This window comes from Aeromonas sp. HMWF014, from assembly GCF_963878295.1.
Taxonomy (GTDB): domain Bacteria; phylum Pseudomonadota; class Gammaproteobacteria; order Enterobacterales; family Aeromonadaceae; genus Aeromonas; species Aeromonas popoffii.
Genome location: NZ_CAWNYS010000376.1, coordinates 1 through 16,239, shown reverse-complemented (window position 1 = coordinate 16,239; position 16,239 = coordinate 1). Strand labels below are relative to the sequence as shown.

Annotated in this window: 13 protein-coding genes and 2 tRNA genes; 8 read left to right on the top strand and 7 right to left on the bottom strand. The window is 62.3% G+C overall.

All coding sequences use genetic code 11. The features are described from left to right. On the top strand, positions 1-1,126 hold a 1,126-nt coding region (locus AAC083_RS15480; RefSeq protein ID WP_146181695.1), incomplete at its 5' end, for an ABC transporter permease. 85 nt (positions 1,127-1,211) lie between these two features. Here the strand turns inward: AAC083_RS15480 and AAC083_RS15475 are convergent. Then, on the bottom strand, positions 1,212-2,117 hold the full coding sequence (locus AAC083_RS15475; protein ID WP_108537059.1) for a TIGR01777 family oxidoreductase: 906 nt from the start codon (positions 2,115-2,117) through the stop codon (positions 1,212-1,214). A 313-nt stretch (positions 2,118-2,430) separates the two neighbouring features. Here AAC083_RS15475 and AAC083_RS15470 point away from each other — a divergent pair, with 313 nt between their 5' ends. Further along, positions 2,431-3,960, top strand: coding sequence for an EAL domain-containing protein (locus AAC083_RS15470; RefSeq protein ID WP_108537058.1), 1,530 nt, complete (start codon positions 2,431-2,433; stop codon positions 3,958-3,960). 76 nt (positions 3,961-4,036) lie between these two features. Here the strand turns inward: AAC083_RS15470 and AAC083_RS15465 are convergent, their stop codons facing one another. Continuing rightward, positions 4,037-5,218 carry an aminotransferase-like domain-containing protein gene (locus tag AAC083_RS15465; RefSeq protein WP_042037562.1) on the bottom strand — a complete coding sequence of 394 codons (1,182 nt, stop codon included), beginning with the start codon at positions 5,216-5,218 and terminating at the stop codon, positions 4,037-4,039. Between the two features lie 216 nt (positions 5,219-5,434). Then, positions 5,435-6,502, bottom strand: a complete 1,068-nt coding sequence (locus AAC083_RS15460) for a M28 family metallopeptidase (RefSeq protein WP_108537057.1) — start codon at positions 6,500-6,502, stop codon at positions 5,435-5,437. 350 nt (positions 6,503-6,852) lie between these two features. On the opposite strand from AAC083_RS15460, the gene trmB reads away from it, so the two are divergent. The 5 genes from trmB to AAC083_RS15435 all read left to right on the top strand — a co-directional run bounded on the left by trmB (position 6,853) and on the right by AAC083_RS15435 (position 10,679). Further along, positions 6,853-7,566 carry a tRNA (guanosine(46)-N7)-methyltransferase TrmB gene (trmB, locus tag AAC083_RS15455; protein ID WP_108537056.1) on the top strand — a complete coding sequence of 238 codons (714 nt, stop codon included), beginning with the start codon at positions 6,853-6,855 and terminating at the stop codon, positions 7,564-7,566. A gap of 31 nt (positions 7,567-7,597) precedes the next feature. Further along, positions 7,598-7,930, top strand: a complete 333-nt coding sequence (locus AAC083_RS15450) for a YggL family protein (RefSeq protein ID WP_042037566.1) — start codon at positions 7,598-7,600, stop codon at positions 7,928-7,930. A 117-nt stretch (positions 7,931-8,047) separates the two neighbouring features. Further along, entirely contained in the window at positions 8,048-8,968 is a 921-nt protein-coding gene (gene glsB / locus AAC083_RS15445; protein WP_181364771.1) for a glutaminase B, read from the top strand. 29 nt (positions 8,969-8,997) lie between these two features. After that, positions 8,998-10,290 (top strand): sulfurtransferase, encoded by a 1,293-nt coding sequence (locus AAC083_RS15440; RefSeq protein WP_042037568.1) that lies wholly within the window; start codon positions 8,998-9,000, stop codon positions 10,288-10,290. Between the two features lie 227 nt (positions 10,291-10,517). Further along, positions 10,518-10,679 carry a YgdI/YgdR family lipoprotein gene (locus tag AAC083_RS15435; RefSeq protein WP_258224711.1) on the top strand — a complete coding sequence of 54 codons (162 nt, stop codon included), beginning with the start codon at positions 10,518-10,520 and terminating at the stop codon, positions 10,677-10,679. Positions 10,680-10,732: 53 nt separating this feature from the next. On the opposite strand, the gene AAC083_RS15430 is transcribed toward AAC083_RS15435, so the two are convergent. Further along, positions 10,733-14,293 carry an ATP-binding cassette domain-containing protein gene (locus AAC083_RS15430; protein WP_108537054.1) on the bottom strand — a complete coding sequence of 1,187 codons (3,561 nt, stop codon included), beginning with the start codon at positions 14,291-14,293 and terminating at the stop codon, positions 10,733-10,735. A 101-nt stretch (positions 14,294-14,394) separates the two neighbouring features. Next, positions 14,395-15,672, bottom strand: coding sequence for an alpha/beta hydrolase (locus tag AAC083_RS15425; protein WP_108537053.1), 1,278 nt, complete (start codon positions 15,670-15,672; stop codon positions 14,395-14,397). 231 nt (positions 15,673-15,903) lie between these two features. Here AAC083_RS15425 and AAC083_RS15420 point away from each other — a divergent pair, with 231 nt between their 5' ends. Then, the gene (locus AAC083_RS15420; RefSeq protein ID WP_098982559.1) at positions 15,904-16,038 is read left to right on the top strand and encodes a hypothetical protein; all 135 of its coding nucleotides are present in this window, start codon (positions 15,904-15,906) and stop codon (positions 16,036-16,038) included. A 42-nt stretch (positions 16,039-16,080) separates the two neighbouring features. On the opposite strand, the gene AAC083_RS15415 is transcribed toward AAC083_RS15420, so the two are convergent. Beyond that, positions 16,081-16,156, bottom strand: a tRNA-Asn gene (locus tag AAC083_RS15415). Positions 16,157-16,161: 5 nt separating this feature from the next. Continuing rightward, positions 16,162-16,237, bottom strand: a tRNA-Phe gene (locus tag AAC083_RS15410). Between the last annotated feature and the right edge of the window lie 2 nt (positions 16,238-16,239).

The window sequence follows — 16,239 nt, the reverse complement described above, 5'->3', positions numbered from 1 at the left end:
GCGCTTGGCCATCAGCCACCTCTCCCGCGAGCGCGGCAGCGGCTTGTTCCAGCTGGCCGGCTTTGCGCTGGCGCTCATGCTGTTCGGTCTGCTGTGGGCGGCGCGGGTCGACCTGCTCGACGAGTTTTCCGCTCGCCTGCCGGCGGATGCCCCCAACCGCTTCCTGGTCAACATAGCCGACCACGAGCGGGAGGGGATCCTGGCCGATTTGCGCAGTGCCGGCGCCCAGACGTCAGATTTCTATCCCATGGTGCGGGGCCGGCTGGTCAGCATCGCCAGCGAGGCGGTGCGAGACAGCGACGAGGATGGCCGTGAAGGGGTGAACCGCGAGCTCAACTTCACCACCACAACCAGCCTGCCGCCGGACAATACCCTGACCGAGGGGCGCTGGCTGGATGGCCCCGGGCAGGTGTCGGTGGACAAGGAGCTGGCCAAGCGGCTCGACATAGCGCTCGGCGACACCCTGGGCTTCACCATAGAGGGGCGTAGCTTCAAGGCGCAGGTGACCAGCTTGCGGGCCATCAAGTGGGACAACATGCGGCCCAATTTCTACATGATCTTCTCGCCGGATGTGCTGGCCTCCTTCTCCCAGACCTGGCTCGGCAGCTATCGGCTGCCGGAGCAGGGGCGGGTGGCGGAGGTGGAGTTGATCCGCAGACACCCCACAGTGAGCCTCATCGATGTGGACGATCTGATCGTGCGGCTGACGGCTGTGTCTGAGCAGGTGAGCCGGGCGCTGGGGCTGATGTTGGGGCTGGTGACAGTCGCGGCCTTGCTGGTGCTGCTGACCCAGACTCAGGCCAGCATGGCCCACCGCCGCCGTGAGCTGTTGCTGATGCGTACGCTGGGGGCCAGCAGCGAGCTGCTCAAGAAGATGCTGCGCTGGGAGCTGGTCGCCAGCGGCTTGCTGGCGGGGCTGTGCGCCGCCATTGTGGTCGAGCTCTGCTCCTTGGGTCTGCAATGGTGGTGGTTTGAAGGACAGTGGCAGTTCCACTGGGCCATCTGGGGTGGTTTGCCCTTGCTGGGAGCCCTGCTGGTGACGCTGGCGGGGCAGGGCATGCAGCGCCAGTTGCTGGCGGGCACTCTGAGCGATCGGCTGCGTGGTCTGGGTCAGGGCCTGCTGTAATCACACCATGCTGCGCTGATGCAGCAAGGTGCAACAACGGATCAGCCCGGCCAATGGCCGGGCTGATTGCTATCCGGTTGTCTGACTAGCGGGGAGCGCTCAACAGATTGGCGAGGGCCTGGGGCAGGTCCGGGTAGGTGAAGTGAAAGCCGGCCTGTTGCAGGCGGGCGGGTAGTACCTTCTGGCCGGTGAGCAGCAGGTCCGCCGCCTCACCCATCAGCAGTTGCAACAGGGGGGCCGGCACGAAGAAGAGGTGTGGTCGATGCAGGGCGCTGGCCAGGCTCTGGCTGAACTCGCGATTGCTGACCGGTTGTGGCGCCGTGCCGTTGAAGATGCCGTCACACTCGTCGTGCTCCAGCAGGAACAACATGGCGCGCACCAGATCCTGAATGTGGATCCAGCTCATGATCTGCTGGCCCGATCCCATGGGGCCGCCGAGACCGAGTCGATAGGGGGGCAGCATCTTGGGCAGTGCGCCGCCATCGGTGCCGAGCACCAGCCCGATGCGCACTATGCAGACCCGGGTGCGGTTGCTACGGGCCTCGCGGGCCAGGGTTTCCCACTGCTGGCAGAGTTGGTGGGTGAACTCGTCGTGGGGCGTCTGGCACTGCTCGTCCAGCGGCACATCCCCCTGCCTGCCATACCAGCCGATGGCGGAGGCATTGATCAGCACCTTGGGCGGCGTACTGGAGAGCTTGATGAGATCGACCAGCTGTTCGGTCAGCAGCCAGCGGCTGTCACACAACAGCTGCTTGCGCTGCTCGCTCCAGCGTCCCGCGGCGATGGGCTCTCCCGCCAGGTTGATGACGGCATCCACGTCGTTGAGGTCGTCAAGCCCGTCCAGATTGTCGAGCAGTGTGACATCGTGGCCGAGCAGCTCATAGGCGCGGCTCCCCTGACGGGTCAGCACCACCACCTCGTGATTCACCTTGAGATGGGCCACCAGACGGCGGCCGATAAAACCGGTTCCTCCCGTGATCAGTATTTTCATGTCCAGACTCCCTGACGCTGTTGGCTCTACTCTAGTGGGCTAGAGCAAGATGAACAAGCAACTGTTTTTGCAAAGATTATAATCTTCACAGTACAGGAGGAAGTGAGGCTTGGACCGCGCCGGGGAGTGAGGGGGGGCGAGCTAAAGATGTCAGGCTCCAGCGCCGTTGATGATGCGGCTGCAAGCCCTGTTTCGACGAGGTTCGGTGCTAATCAGGCCAAGCCTTCTTGCTGTTGTTTGTGTCAGAATGACTTGTCAGGGGGCGGAGAGTCGTCGGGTTGCCCGCTTGTTCGCCGTTGCCGTGAGGATGACCATGCCGTTTCGTCGTTTAAGGTTACGCCAGTTCTACACCCGGCTGGGGGCATCCCTGCTGGCGAGTCTACTCCCCATGTTGCTGGGGGTCTTGATCATCTCATGGCAGACCTTCTCTGGTATGAAGCAGGATGCTGAGGAGCGGCTGCTGCATGCCAAGCGCATGTTTGACCGTACCCTGGACAATGCCCACTATGCTGCGTCCAGGGTGCAGGGCTATGTGGGGCGACCTTGCGCCGAGGTAGTACAGGGACTGCGGGACCAGGTGGCGACTGTGCCGGATGTGCGCACCGTCAACCTGGCCAGGGGAGAGACCCTTTATTGTTCGTCCCTCTACGGCGACTATAGCGGTGCCTTCACCCTGGCCGACTATTCCGGTGGTCAGCTCAACCTGATGCGGGGCAACCCTGTGACGCCGGATAGGCCGCTGGTTGTCTATCGGAAGGTGGTGGGGGATTACAGCGTGCTGGTCGGGGTGGATGGCTACTATCTGCACAATATTCTCGACATGTTGAGCCGCAATTCGCCGCTGGCGCTGGTGGTGGGATCACAGGTCATGCTGGCCAGCGGCATGGTCAGCGAGGAGATCCCGCCCAAAACGCGAGGCTATCTGGAACAGGTATCGGAGAAGTATCAATACCGGGTGGTCACTGATCTGTCTCACGATGAGTACGGCAGCCACCTCTGGCACTACTCCAAGGCCAGCATCATCATCTATCCCCTGCTGGGCATACTGGTAGGGATTGGCGTGTTCTGGCTGACCGGCCGCTCGACATCCCCCTCACAAGAGCTGCGGCGCGCACTGGAACAGGGGGAGTTCATCCCCTATCTGCAACCTGTGGTGACGGGGGATGACGCGCACTGGTGTGGCTGCGAGGTGCTGATGCGCTGGCAGCACCCCCGTCAGGGGCAGATCTCGCCAGATCGCTTCATTCCGCTGGCGGAAGACAGTGGCCTGATCGTGCCCATGACCCGGTTGCTGATGGAGCAGGTGCGCGATCAGTTCGCCGGCGCTGTGCATACCCTGCCCAGGGGATTCCACTTCGGCTTCAACATCAGTGCCAATCACTGCAAGGATCTGAGCCTGGTGGCAGATTGCCGCGACTTCATCAACGCCTTCAGGGAGAACCCCATCAAGCTGGTGCTGGAGCTGACCGAGCGCGAGCTCATAGTGGCGGACGAAGTGACAGACCGGCTCTTCGCCGAGCTGCATCAGCTGGGGGTCTTCATCGCCATCGATGACTTTGGTACCGGCCACTCCAGCCTCAGCTATCTGCAGCAGTTTCAGGTCGACTTTCTCAAGATCGATAAAAGCTTCGTCGGCATGATCGGCTCGGATGCGCTCTCCAGCCACATAGTGGAGAACGTTATCGACCTGGCGACCCGGCTCGGTCTGTTGCTGGTCGCCGAGGGCGTGGAGAACGAGGTGCAGGCGGCTTATCTGCGGGCGCGTCAGGTGACCTTCCTGCAGGGCTATCTCTATGGCCGCCCCATGCCGATGAAGGAGTTCGCCAGAGCACTGAGCGCCTGAGAAGTCCGGTTTTCCCGCAGTGGGACATAAAAAAACCAGCGACAGATGTCGCTGGTTTTTTTCATGCGGTGGCTCGTCAGAGCATGCGGGTGAGGGCGCGAGTCAGTCGCTTGACCCCCTCCTCTATGGTGGCCTCGTCCACGCAAGAGAAGCTCAGCCGCAAGGTGTTCTGGATCTCGGGGCGGACATAGAAGGGGGCGCCGGGCACGAAGGCCACCTTCTCCTTGATCGCCTCGTCAAACAGCGCCATGGCGCTGACGCTGGCGGGCAGGGTCAGCCAGAGGAACATGCCCCCTTCCGGTCGCGTATAGCTGACGCCGGGCGGGCAGTGGCGGGCCAGAGCAGCCTCCATGGCGGCACGCTGGCGGCCATAGACCTCCTTGATCTTCTCCAGATGGGCATCCAGCGAGTTGTCGATCAGGAAGCGGTGCAGCACCTGCTGGCTGAAGGCGTTGCTGTGCAGGTCGGTGGCCTGCTTGGCGATGGTCACCTTCTTGCGCAGCCAGTCCGGCACCAGCATCCAGCCCAGCCGGAAGGCAGGCACCACCGTCTTGGAGAAGGAACCGAGCAGTACTGTATTGTTCGGCGCCAGCTTGGCGATAGGGGGCAGGTGTTCGCCCTCGAAACGCAGCTCGCCATAGGGATCGTCTTCGACCATCAGCAGCTCGTGGCGGACCAGTCGCTCGGCCAGCGCCTCGCGGTTGGCACGGCTGTAGGAGACGCCGCTCGGGTTCTGGAAGTTGGGCACGCCGTAGAGCAGCTTGGCGTTGGAGCCGCTGGCCAGCAGCGCATCCAGCGCCGCCAGATCCAGCCCCTCTTCTCCCAGCGTGATGGGCTTGAAGGCGGGCTGATAGACGGAGAAGGCCTGGATGGCGCCGAGGTAACCCGGCTCTTCGATGATGAGATCCTGACCCTCGTCGATCAGCACCTTGCCCAGCAGATCCAGCGCCTGCTGGGAGCCGCTGGTGATGAGGATGTTGTCCGGGTTGACGCGCATGCCGTGGCGGGCCAGATAGCGGTCGGCTATGTACTGGCGCAGGGGGGCGAAGCCCTCGGTGGCGGCATATTGCAGTGCGGCGGCACCCTGTTCGCGCAACACGTCCTGGCAGGCCTGGTCGATGGCCTTGACCGGGAACAGGTGCGGGTTGGGCAGGCCACCGGCAAAGGAGATGATCTCCGGATTGGCGGCGACTTTGAGGATCTCGCGAATAAAGGAAGGCTCTACCTTCTCGAAGCGCTGGGCAAAAAACGGCTGCATAGGATTCTCTCTGGCATGGTGAGCGGTCGCTCCATTCGACCGCCAAGTTATCCGTTTGTATCAGATTTAAAAAAGGAGGCAATGGCTGTAACAAAAATCAATAAAAAAGGGCAAGTTTGGCACCTGCCCGAATTTTATCGGCCGAGGGTGGCCGTGGAGCGCCAAAAGCCCTGAATTGGTCCGGGATCAGCGCGCGTCATTGACGGCTTGCCGGCGTTACAAGCCTGGCTCCTTGAGGAAGCGGATCATCAGATCCGTGTTGGCGCTGAGTTGCTGCTCCACCCGGCCCGGGAACAGCTCGGCCATCGTGTCGAGGCGGTCATACTGGGTATGCCAGATTTTGCCCCACTGGGTCTCGCTGCCCCGGTCGCAGGCACTCTTGCTGGCGTCGTCGTAGCAGTCCCACAGCGCCGGATTGGTGGTCTGGGAGTAGCCGTCATAGCCATCCGCCCCGTTGATGGTAAAGTTGGTGGCCTCCACGTAGGCGATGGGCACTCCCAGGCAGGCAAACGGAGCATGATCCGACCAGCTGCCGGTTTCCCCTGCCGGATAGCCGGCGTAGCTGGGGTGGATGGCCAACGGGGTGGTGGTCAGCTTGGAGATGGCCAGCAGGCGATCCCGCACCTTGGGATCGAAGCTATAACGGCCCGGTTCGGCGCAGTTGTACTCGGTCACGTCGGAGTGGGCGGAGTGGACGTAGACGACATCGCCACCGGCTATGGTGTCGTAGTTCACCATGGCCAGCAGGCGGGCAATGGCGGTACTGTCCAGGCTGGTCGCATAGGCCCTGGAGCCGTTGAGGCCGTTCTCTTCCGCACCGAAGAAGGCGAAGCGTACCGTGTAGGGCAAGGTCTGCCCCTTGAGCGCCTCGGCGACTGCCAGCAGGGCCGCAACGCCGGCGCCGTTGTCGGTGGCCCCTTCAGAACCTTTCTTGTCGCCCGTGCTGTCGTAGTGGGCGCCGATCAGGATCACCTTGTCACTCTGCCCCTTGAGCTCGGCGATGAGGTTCTGGGAGCGTTTGCTGGCACCGCTCTTGGTGTAGGTGAACGGCTGGTTTTGCACCTCGTAACCCCAGCCGGCCAGATGATCCTGGATCCAGGCGGCGGCACGGGTCTCGGCCTCGGAGCCCGTGGGTCTGGCCCCAATCCCTTCGGCGGTCGAGCTCAACTGCACCAGATACTCATAGGCCTGCTCGGCGGCAGTGGGGGCCTGTGAATCATTGGTAGAGGTGTTACACCCTGCCAGCAGGGCTGTGATGGCAAACGCCAATGCTGTGTGTTTCATACTGCAATCCTTTGTTGTATATGGTTTTATTTGTGCAGGCCAGCATGCGCCCGGCGCCTGGCAGATTCTGTGAACGGGGTGGCATTTGTCAATCGTGGTGGCTGAATTGGTCCGGGTCGGGGGATTTGTTTCGCGAAACACTTGCGCCTTGGGCCTATCTTGGGATAATTCGCTACCCAGTTTCGCGGATGGATGACATAACGCGCCATTCATCCACGAGATCCGTGATCCGGGGTGATGAGGTAACGAGTCATTCATGCATGTCGTCAGTGACCCTGGGTGATGAAGTAGCAAGCAATCCATTCATGTCGTCTGTGATCCAGACCGATGCAATAACGAGCAATTTGATTATGCCTGTGACCCAAGATGTATTTAACGAAGACGGCAAGTTCATGCGCAAGATCCGCAGCTTTGTCCGTCGCGAAGGCCGCCTGACCAAAGGGCAGGAGAAGGCTCTGGAAGAGCTCTGGCCGGTCATGGGTATCGATTTCGCGCCAGCGCCCCTCGATCTGGCCGCCCTGTTTGGCCGTGAGGCCCCGGTGGTGCTGGAAATAGGCTTCGGCATGGGCGCCTCCCTAGTGGAGATGGCCAAGAATGCCCCCGAGAAAAACTTCATCGGTATCGAGGTACACTCGCCGGGCGTCGGTGCCTGTCTCGGCACAGCCGAGGAAGCGGGCGTCACCAATCTCAAGGTCATCTGCCATGATGCGGTCGAAGTGCTGGAGCACATGATCCCGAACGGCTCGCTTGCCTGCCTGCAGCTGTTCTTCCCGGATCCCTGGCACAAGAGTCGCCACCACAAGCGCCGCATCGTGCAGAGCGCGTTTGCCCAGGATATCCGCCAGAAGCTGGCTATCGGTGGCGTGTTCCACATGGCCACCGACTGGGAAAACTATGCCGAACACATGCTGGAAGTGATGAGCGTCGCCGAGGGTTACGAGAACACCTCGGCCACCGGCAACTGGGTGCCTCGTCCCGACTGGCGTCCGCTGACCAAATTCGAACAACGGGGCCATCGTCTGGGCCACGGGGTTTGGGATCTGATTTTCAAACGCGTTAACTAATTTAACGAGTCAACTAACCTAAGGAGCTATCATGGCCAATCGTAGCCGCCGTCTGCGTAAGAAACTGCGAGTCGATGAATTCCAGGAAATGGGATTCGACATCAGTTTCAACTTCCCGGTCGGCACTGCCGAAGCGACCATCGATACAGTAGTCGATGCGATGATCGATGAGGTTGTTGAACCCCGTAGACTGGCTTTCGCCGGTTCAGGCCACCTGGCCTGGGAAGGGATGATCTGCACTCAGCAACTGGGCAAATGTACCGAAGAAGACCGCGCCGTCGTCAAATCCTGGCTGGAAAGCAAGGGGATGGAAGCTGTAGTGGTCACCGAGCTGTTCGACCTCTGGTACGGTGAACCGGCCTGAGACTCGGCCGCCTGTTGCAGGCGCCTTGTTGTGGGTAGATAGACAAGTCCCGCCGCTGGCGGGATTTTTGTCAGTGGGGATGGGATCTCCACACCCGTTTTAGTCATGGAATCCTTTATGGTGTTGTCATCCGAATTACTGGCCAGCATTCTGGCAGAGGTGTGCCCGCTGCTCGGACAGGGCAAGGTGGCCGACTACATTCCCGCCCTGGCCCTGGTGCCTGCCGACCGACTCGGCATTGCCGTCTGTACTGTGGAGGGGGAGCTGTTCACCGCAGGTGATGCCTTCGAGCCCTTCTCCATCCAGAGTATCTCCAAGACCCTTAGCCTGACGCTGGCCCTCACCCTCTATCAGGAGGAGGAGATCTGGGCCCGGGTGGGCAAGGAGCCATCCGGCCAGCCGTTCAACTCGCTGGTGCAACTGGAGTTCGAGCACGGTATTCCCCGCAATCCCTTCATCAATGCCGGTGCCCTGGTGGTGAGCGATCTGCTGGAGACCCGGCTCACGGCTCCGCGCCAACGTACTCTGGAGCTGGTGCGTCGCCTCTCTGGCAATCCGGCCATCATGGCGGATCAGGTGGTGGCACGTTCCGAATACCAGCACTCGGCCCGCAATGCGGCCATCGCCTATCTGATGAAGGCCTATGGCAACTTCGAGAATAAAGTGGACAAGGTGTTGCAGAGCTATTTCAATGCCTGTGCCATTCGCATGAGTTGCGTCGATCTGGCGCGAACCTTCCTCTATCTTGCCAATCGCGGGGTGCCGCTTGGCGAGAGCACGCCGCTCTTGCCGGCCCGCACCACCAAGCAGGTCAATGCGCTGCTCGCCACCTGCGGCCTCTATGACGAGGCCGGTGATTTTGCCTATCGGGTCGGTATGCCGGGCAAATCCGGGGTCGGAGGGGGTATCATGGCGCTCATCCCCGGTGAGCTCTGCATCTGTGTCTGGTCGCCCGAGCTCAACAAGGCGGGTAACTCGCTGGCGGGCACGGCGGCGCTGGAGCTGCTGGCCGAGCGACTGGGCCGTTCCATTTTTTAACCTTGTTCACTATGAATCGAGAAATCACCATGAAACGACATCTTCGCTTCCTGCAGGCCGTGCTGGCGACCTTACTGCTCTGGTGCGCGCTGCCCGCCTTTGCCGCCGAATTGCCGCCACTCTCGCTGGCCGATGCCAAGAGCAAGCAGGCGGTCATGCTGGACACCCGTGCCAGCCACTTCTACCAAGGCTGGCCGATGGAAGGGGAGTCGCAGGGGGGGCATGTGGCCGGTGCCGAGAGCCTCTCCGCCGACTGGAAATACAGCAATGACGAGTGGCCCAAGGCGCTCGAGAGCAAGGGCCTGACAGCCGATCGTCCGGTCGCCCTCTATGGCGCCCCGCGGGAAGTGGCCGAAGTGGCCCGCCTGCTGCGCAAGCAGGGCATCAAGCAGCTGTTCGAGCTGCAAGGCTGGCAAGCCGCGCCGCGCGAGCATCTGGTGCGCTGGCAGCAGCTGGTCTATCCGGGCTGGCTGGCGGATCTGCAGGAAGGCAAGCCGGTTGCCGCAGCGCCGAAAGGGGATTGGAAGCTGTTCGAAGTGGATTGGGGTTCACCCAAGGCCTACCTGCTGAGCCACATCCCGGGGGCTGGCTACATAGATACCAACCGTCTGGAAGAGGAGCCTTTGTGGAACAAGGTCTCTGACGAGGCGCTCAAGACGCTGCTGCTGGAGAACGGCATCCGTCACGACACCACCGTTATCCTCTATGGTCGCAACACCATGGCCGCCGCCCGCGCGGCGCATCTGATGATGTATGCCGGTGTACAGGACGTACGCCTGCTGGACGGTGGTCTTGATGCCTGGTTCGTGCAGCACCTGCGCACCGAGACGGGCCTGCCCAACAAGTTCGAGCCGGTGAAAGAGTTTGGCGTGGCCATTCCGGCCCACCCCGAGTACTACACCACACTCGATCAGGCCAAGGCGCTGCTCAAGCAGCCCGACAGTGCCCTGGTCAGCGTACGCACCTGGGACGAGTTCATCGGCAACACCTCCGGCTACAGCTACATCAAGCCGAAGGGCGATATCCCGGGGGCCAAGTGGGGTCGCGGCGGTGTGGATGCCAACAGCATGAGCGATTTCCACAACCCGGATGGCACCATGAAGCCAGCCGGGGAGATCCTCACCATGTGGGACCAGTGGAATATCGAGCCGACCCAGCAGGCTGCATTTTATTGCGGTACCGGCTGGCGCGCCTCCGAGGCTTTTTTCTACGCCTGGCTGATGGACTGGAAACGGATCAGCGTCTACGACGGCGGCTGGTATGAGTGGAGTTCGGATCCCAAAAATCCGACCGTGACCGGCGAGCGTCAACCCGCCAAGTAGCGGGCAGTCACCAGAGCAAAGGCCGGACAGATGTCCGGCCTTTTTGTATCCGCGTTGGGCTTTCTGCCCTACGTTTTTTTACATGGATCCCGCTCCGATAATCCGTTTTTCCCGGGCAATGGGGTTGCGCCAGGCGGCAGTCACCCCTTGGTGGTGAGGATGAAGAGGGAGACGAGAGAGGCGATGAGGCAACTGATGATCCCGGTATGTGAAGTGGGGCTCGTGGCGTGCCGCGCTCAATACATCATGAGTACCGGGGATGGGAAGATGATCACCCCCAACAGCAGCCCAAGCGGGATGAGGGCACCGGCATCTACCGCTATGACGATACCGAAGGGGGGGAGGTGGGGATCAAAAAGGATGACGTCACCCAAATCATGGGTCGTTGAGGCCCCACCAAAGCATAAGGGCTGCCCGCAAGCAGCCCTTGTTATTGTCGACCTCAGGTTATCTGGGCCACCTGACGATTGACCTGGCCCACGAACAGCTGATGGAAGCGGGAGTGGGAGTTGGCCAACAGGCTGACCGGCGAGCCCTGTTCCACCACGGTTCCCGCCTCCATCACCACGACCTTGTCCACCGACAGCAGCGGCTCCAGATGGTGGGCGATCACCAGATAGCTGGCCTCGGGCCGGTAGCGATAGAGCAGTTCCGCCATCTTGCGCATGCCGCCGTGATCGAGATCCGAGGTCGCTTCGTCCAGCACGATGAGCGGACGGCGCGATAGCAGGATGCGGGCGATCACCAGCAGCTGGGTCTCGCCGGCCGACAGTTGCAGCTTGTCGAGATCCTCGTCCAGCCTGCCGGCGCAGCGCTCGGCCAGACCGACCCGGGCCAGCGCCTGCTCCAGCGCCTCGTCATCATGCTCGGTCAGCGGCGCCAGGTTGGCGCGCAGGGTGCCGAAGAAGGTGAGGGGCGTCTGGGAGACGGTATCGTAGAGATCGCGCACCGCCTCCGGCGCCAGCGCCGAGAGCGGCTGATCGCCGTAATGGATCCCCCCCTGGGAGGCCGGGTACATGGCCTGCAGCACCCCGAGCAACGAGCTCTTGCCCGCGCCGGTACGCCCGCACACGCCGACCTTCTCGCCGGGAGCCAGTTCGAAGTTCACCTTGTGCAGCGCCCACTGGCTGGCTTCCGGGTAGCGTAGCCCCAGGTTGTCGAAGCGCACGCTGGGGTGTGGCGTGGCCAGGGCTTCCCCATGCTGGCGTTCGCTCTCGATTTCGCTGTACTCGCGCACCCGCTCCACTGCGTTCATCACCTGCTCCACCTCGGCAAAGGTGCGAATGAGGGAGTTGAGCATGGCCGAGGCGGTAAAGGCGTAGGTGATGGCCACAGCCCCCAGCAGTGAGCTGTTGCCAAAGGCCACCATCAGCGCTACCGCACCCACCAGGGCGGCGGAGAGCAGGGTCTGGTGCATGCCGAGCCAGCGATTGATGGAGGTGGTGGTATACCAGCTGCGCAGGTTGTTGTCATAGTGCAGCAGCACCTGATCCAGAGCGAAGCGCTCGGCCCCGGCGAGGCGCAGGGCGGGGGCGCCGCGAATGGTCTCGCTGATGCTGATGTAGAGTGGCGAGCGCAGCACGGATGCCTGGCGCCGCAGCTTGAGCTGCACCGCACGGTAGCGCCGCTGCAGCACGTAGAGCGCCCAGCCCACCAGGGGGGCGATGAGCAGCAGCAGTGGCATGTTGACGCCGATCACCACCACTTGCAGCAGCACCGAGATGAGCATGCCGAACAGCCCCATCAGCATCGACAGCAGTATCTCCTGTGCTTCCCCGAGATCCCGATCGAAGCGGTTGAGGATGCGCCCCTGTGGCACTTTGTCAAAGAAGGCCATGGGGGCGCGGCTGATACGGCTCAGCATGCCGTCGAACAGGGTCCAGGCCAGCTTGAGCCCCAGCTTGTAGTTGATGACCCGCACTACCATGATGCAGGTGAGCGATCCCGCCCCCAGCAGCACATAGATACCGAGCAGCTCGCTTACTTCGGTGAGGCCGGCCTTGCCGCCGAGCCAGAGATCCGAGGCGATGCGCAGCCCCTCCTGCCCCAGGGTGAGCAGCAGGGCGATCAGGATGGCGCCGGGGGCGGCGAGACGCTGCCACATGAAGCCGAACAAGCCCCAGTCCACCTTGCCTTCCACCACCTTCTCTTCATGGAACTGTTCCGCCTCCTGCGGTGCTACCATGGGGGCGGGGAGCGGATGCTGGATGAGATCGGCCAGCTGGTGGGCATCGAGCTCCACCAATTGGCCCTGCTCGATGCGGATCACCCGATCGCAGTGGGCCAGCACATCCGGATCATGGCTCACCAGCAGCCGGGTCGGTCCCGGCTTGAAGGTGAGCCCCTGCTCCAGCACCTGGGCCGAGACGATGGGATCCAGCGCCGAGAGGGGGTTGTCCAGCAGCAGGATATCGGCCTGGGCATAGAGGGCGCGGGCCAGGGCGACCCGCTGCTGTTGGCCGCCGGAGAGACGGGTACCCAGCTCGCCTACCAGCGTCTGATCGCCATGGCTGAGCAGGGTGAGGTCGGCGCTGAGGGCGCAGGCCCCCAGCACCCAGCGATAGCGTTCGCCGTGCCAGGGCTGGCCGAACAAGATGTTGTTGCGGATGGTGTCGTTCATCAGCCAGGGCTTGTGGCCCAGGTGGGCGACCCGACCGTGACGGCGGATCTCCCCCTCGAAACTGTCGTCAAAGCCGGCGATGAGGTGCAACAGGCAGCTCTTGCCGGCCCCGGTGGTGCCCGTGATCCCCACCAGTTCCCCCGGTTGTATGATGAGGTTTGCTCCCTGCAGTACCGGCTTCTGCTGGTGCAGGGCGGTGACGGCCTGGATCTGCAGGCTGCCGACGGGCAGGCTGGCATCGGTGAGGTCCCTGTGCTGCTCCGGGCTGTTGAGGAACTCGCATAGCCGGTTGAAGCCGGTGTTGAAGTTTATCAGGGTACGGATAAGGTAAGGCAGCCGCATCATGGGGATCCGCAGCACGGCGAACAGGGCTATGGTGGTGAACACCTGGGGCAGGGTCAGGCTCTGGCCGGACACCAGATAGGTGGTGAAGGTGGCCAGGGTCACCAGCAGCGGCGTGCTCAGCATCAGGCTGTCGTTGATGGCATCGAGCTTGAGCACCCGACCGAGCACCCCCAACTCCTGCTGGCGCTTGTTGTTGGCCGCGCGGGTGAAGAAAGCGCCGAGTCCGTTCTGGCGTACCAGCCGCAGTTTTTTGATGTATTCCGCCAGTATGCCGTTGCGCTCGTCCTGCTGGCGCTTGAGCTGCTGCTCCTGCTGGTTCATTCGCCGCACCACCCGGGTGGAGATGAGCAGCAGCAGGGTGAGCACCGCAAAACCGACCAGGCCCGCGCTGCCCACTTGCCACACCAGCAGGGCTATGGTGCCGAGCAGTTGCAGTGCCATGGTGAACGGCATGGCCGGATCGGCCAGGATCCAGGTGATGTCCCACACATCCCGGTTGATAAGGTTCTGTACCCGGCCACCGGCCCTGTCATCGAAGCTCTTGCCCCCCAACTTCATCACCTTGGCGAGCAGGGCTTCGGCCAGCAGGCGGCGAATGGGAACGTGCATCTTGAGTGCCAGTTGCAGCGAGTGTTCCGCCAGCATGCCGGCGGCCAGCACAGAGGCAAACAGGGCGAACGCCAGCAGCAATTTTTGCTCCGTGGGGGCACCCGCGTCGAGCTGGGTCATGCTGTGGTTGAGCAACCAGGGGCTGGTCAGGGTCGCCAGCATGCCGAGCAGTTGCAACAGGGTGAGCAGGCCAATCCGCCCCTTGTAATGGCGCCAGATAAAGGCGGTGATGGGCCAGGGACGTACAGGTGCGCGGGCGGTGAGTCGAAGGAAGGCATCGGCCCTGCCATCGCGTCTGTCTTCCGGCAGCAGGGGATAGAGGTCGTCGAGGCCGACCAGGGGCTCTTTCAGCCCCTTGCGTTGCAGCGGGCCCGTCCAGTGATAGAAGAGGCGGCTCAGCCAGCCGGCCGAGATTTCCGGGTGATCCAATGGGTGTCCTTATTATTGTGCTGCTTCCTGGGGGCGGGGCGACTCATGGGTCGCCCTCGATGTTAGGGTGTTAAGGCAACGGATCCGCCGCCCGGCCGGGATCAGCGATCCCGGTTCAAGCGGATGAGCCGGTCCAGGATCTGCTCGCCATCGACCCGCAGGCCGTTGTGCTCATATTCGTTGGTGATCCAGGCACGGCTGTTGCCGAGGCCCTTGAGGGTCTCGCGGCTGTAGTCGAACTCCACATACATGTCTTCGGCATAGACGGCGCAGGCCACCGGCACTGTGTTGCGGGCCAGCTGCGCCGGGTCGTAGAGCGGCCCCCAATCGGCCTTCTTGGCCAGCAGGTGGGCGGCCTCTTTCAAGGGGATCAGCTCGCGGAACTGCTCGAACATCCAGGGGAAGATCATCTCGCCGGTGAAGGCGAAATCCTTGCCGGGCGCCCAGGCCAGGGCCGGGTACTCGGCTCTGACCCGCTCGGCCGCCCAGTTGCTGGCGACCCCTTCGGCGTAGATGGACTCATGCAGTATGGCGAACACCGGATTGGTATTGAACGGCTGCATGGCTTGTACCTGATAGAGGAAGGCCGGGTTGAGCCGCTCGCCGATGAAGGCGCCTTCCAGCAGGTAGTAGAGCTCCTCGAAGGCACCGCTGGCGCCGAGATCCAACCCCTGCTGCTGCAACTGCTCCACTGTCAGGCGCTGGCCGTTGGGCAGGCGTACCTCGTGGCGGTGCAGGTGATTAGCCAGCCGGTTGGCGATGGCCTGGGCATGGGGGAAGCGGGCGAAGAAGGCGCGATTTTTGTCTGCCACCCGTTGATAGGTGGCGCGATAGACCTCATCTGCACTGCGACCTATGGGGGCCACGCCGCCGGTGAGGTAGACCTCGTGCAGGCTGTCCGGGAACAGGGAGAGATAGGTGAGGCTGCAAAAGCCGCCGAAGCTTTGGCCAAGCAGACTCCAGGGGCGAGCAGGACTCAGGATGGCGCGAACATATTCCGCATCCCGCACTATGCTGTCGGCGCGAAAGTGGCTGAGATAATCCGTCTGCTGCCGGGCCGTGAGCTGGGCCAACGCATCGGCGCTGATGGGGGCCGAGTGACCCGTGCCGCGTTGATCGAGCAGCAATACCCGAAACTCCTGCAGGGCCCGCTTGAGCCAGCCGCTGTCGGCGGTCGGGCGCGGGGCACCAAAGCCGGGGCCTCCCTGCAGGAACAGCAACCAGGGCAGCTCATCGTGCAGCCTGTCCTGGCGGCAGAGGGTGCGGCCAAACAGGGTGAGTGTCTCCTCGTCGTCCGGCTGCTGGTGGTCGAGGGGCACGGTGAAGAAGTGAGGTTCGCAATGGATGCCGTCCAGCACGTAACGCAAGGGGCTACTCATCTTGGGTCTCCCGGAGGGTAGGAAAATCGTCGGCCTCATCATAGCCCTGGCGTAGGAATGGGTCACGCCGGTTTTCCAAATTGTTAACATTGTCATGAGTCGGGGTGAGACTGGATTGCTGATGACGTGATTGTCGAAAGGGAGTTGATGCTGGCTGATGGTGACACAAAGATGGCTCGCCTGGCTAAGCTAGGCAGGGGATACGCGCCGCAACAGGGTGAGGTGGGTTTGATGAAGCCTAAGTGGATACGATTCAGGAAACGAGAAAAAGAGGTGGATCCGGAAGGGGTGCTGCAAACGGGGCTGTGGCTGTTTAGCGCCACCTGCGGGGCAACCCTGCTATTGGCGGCCTGCAACGGCAGTTGACCGGCATGAAAAAGCCCGCTCGATGAGCGGGCTTTTCAAATTTGGCTCCTCCTGCTGGACTTGAACCAGCGACATACGGATTAACAGTCCGCCGTTCTACCGACTGAACTAAGGAGGAATTATTGGTGCCCAGAGACGGAATCGAACCGCCGACACGGGGATTTTCAATCCCCTGCTCTACCGACTGAGCTATCTGGGCAA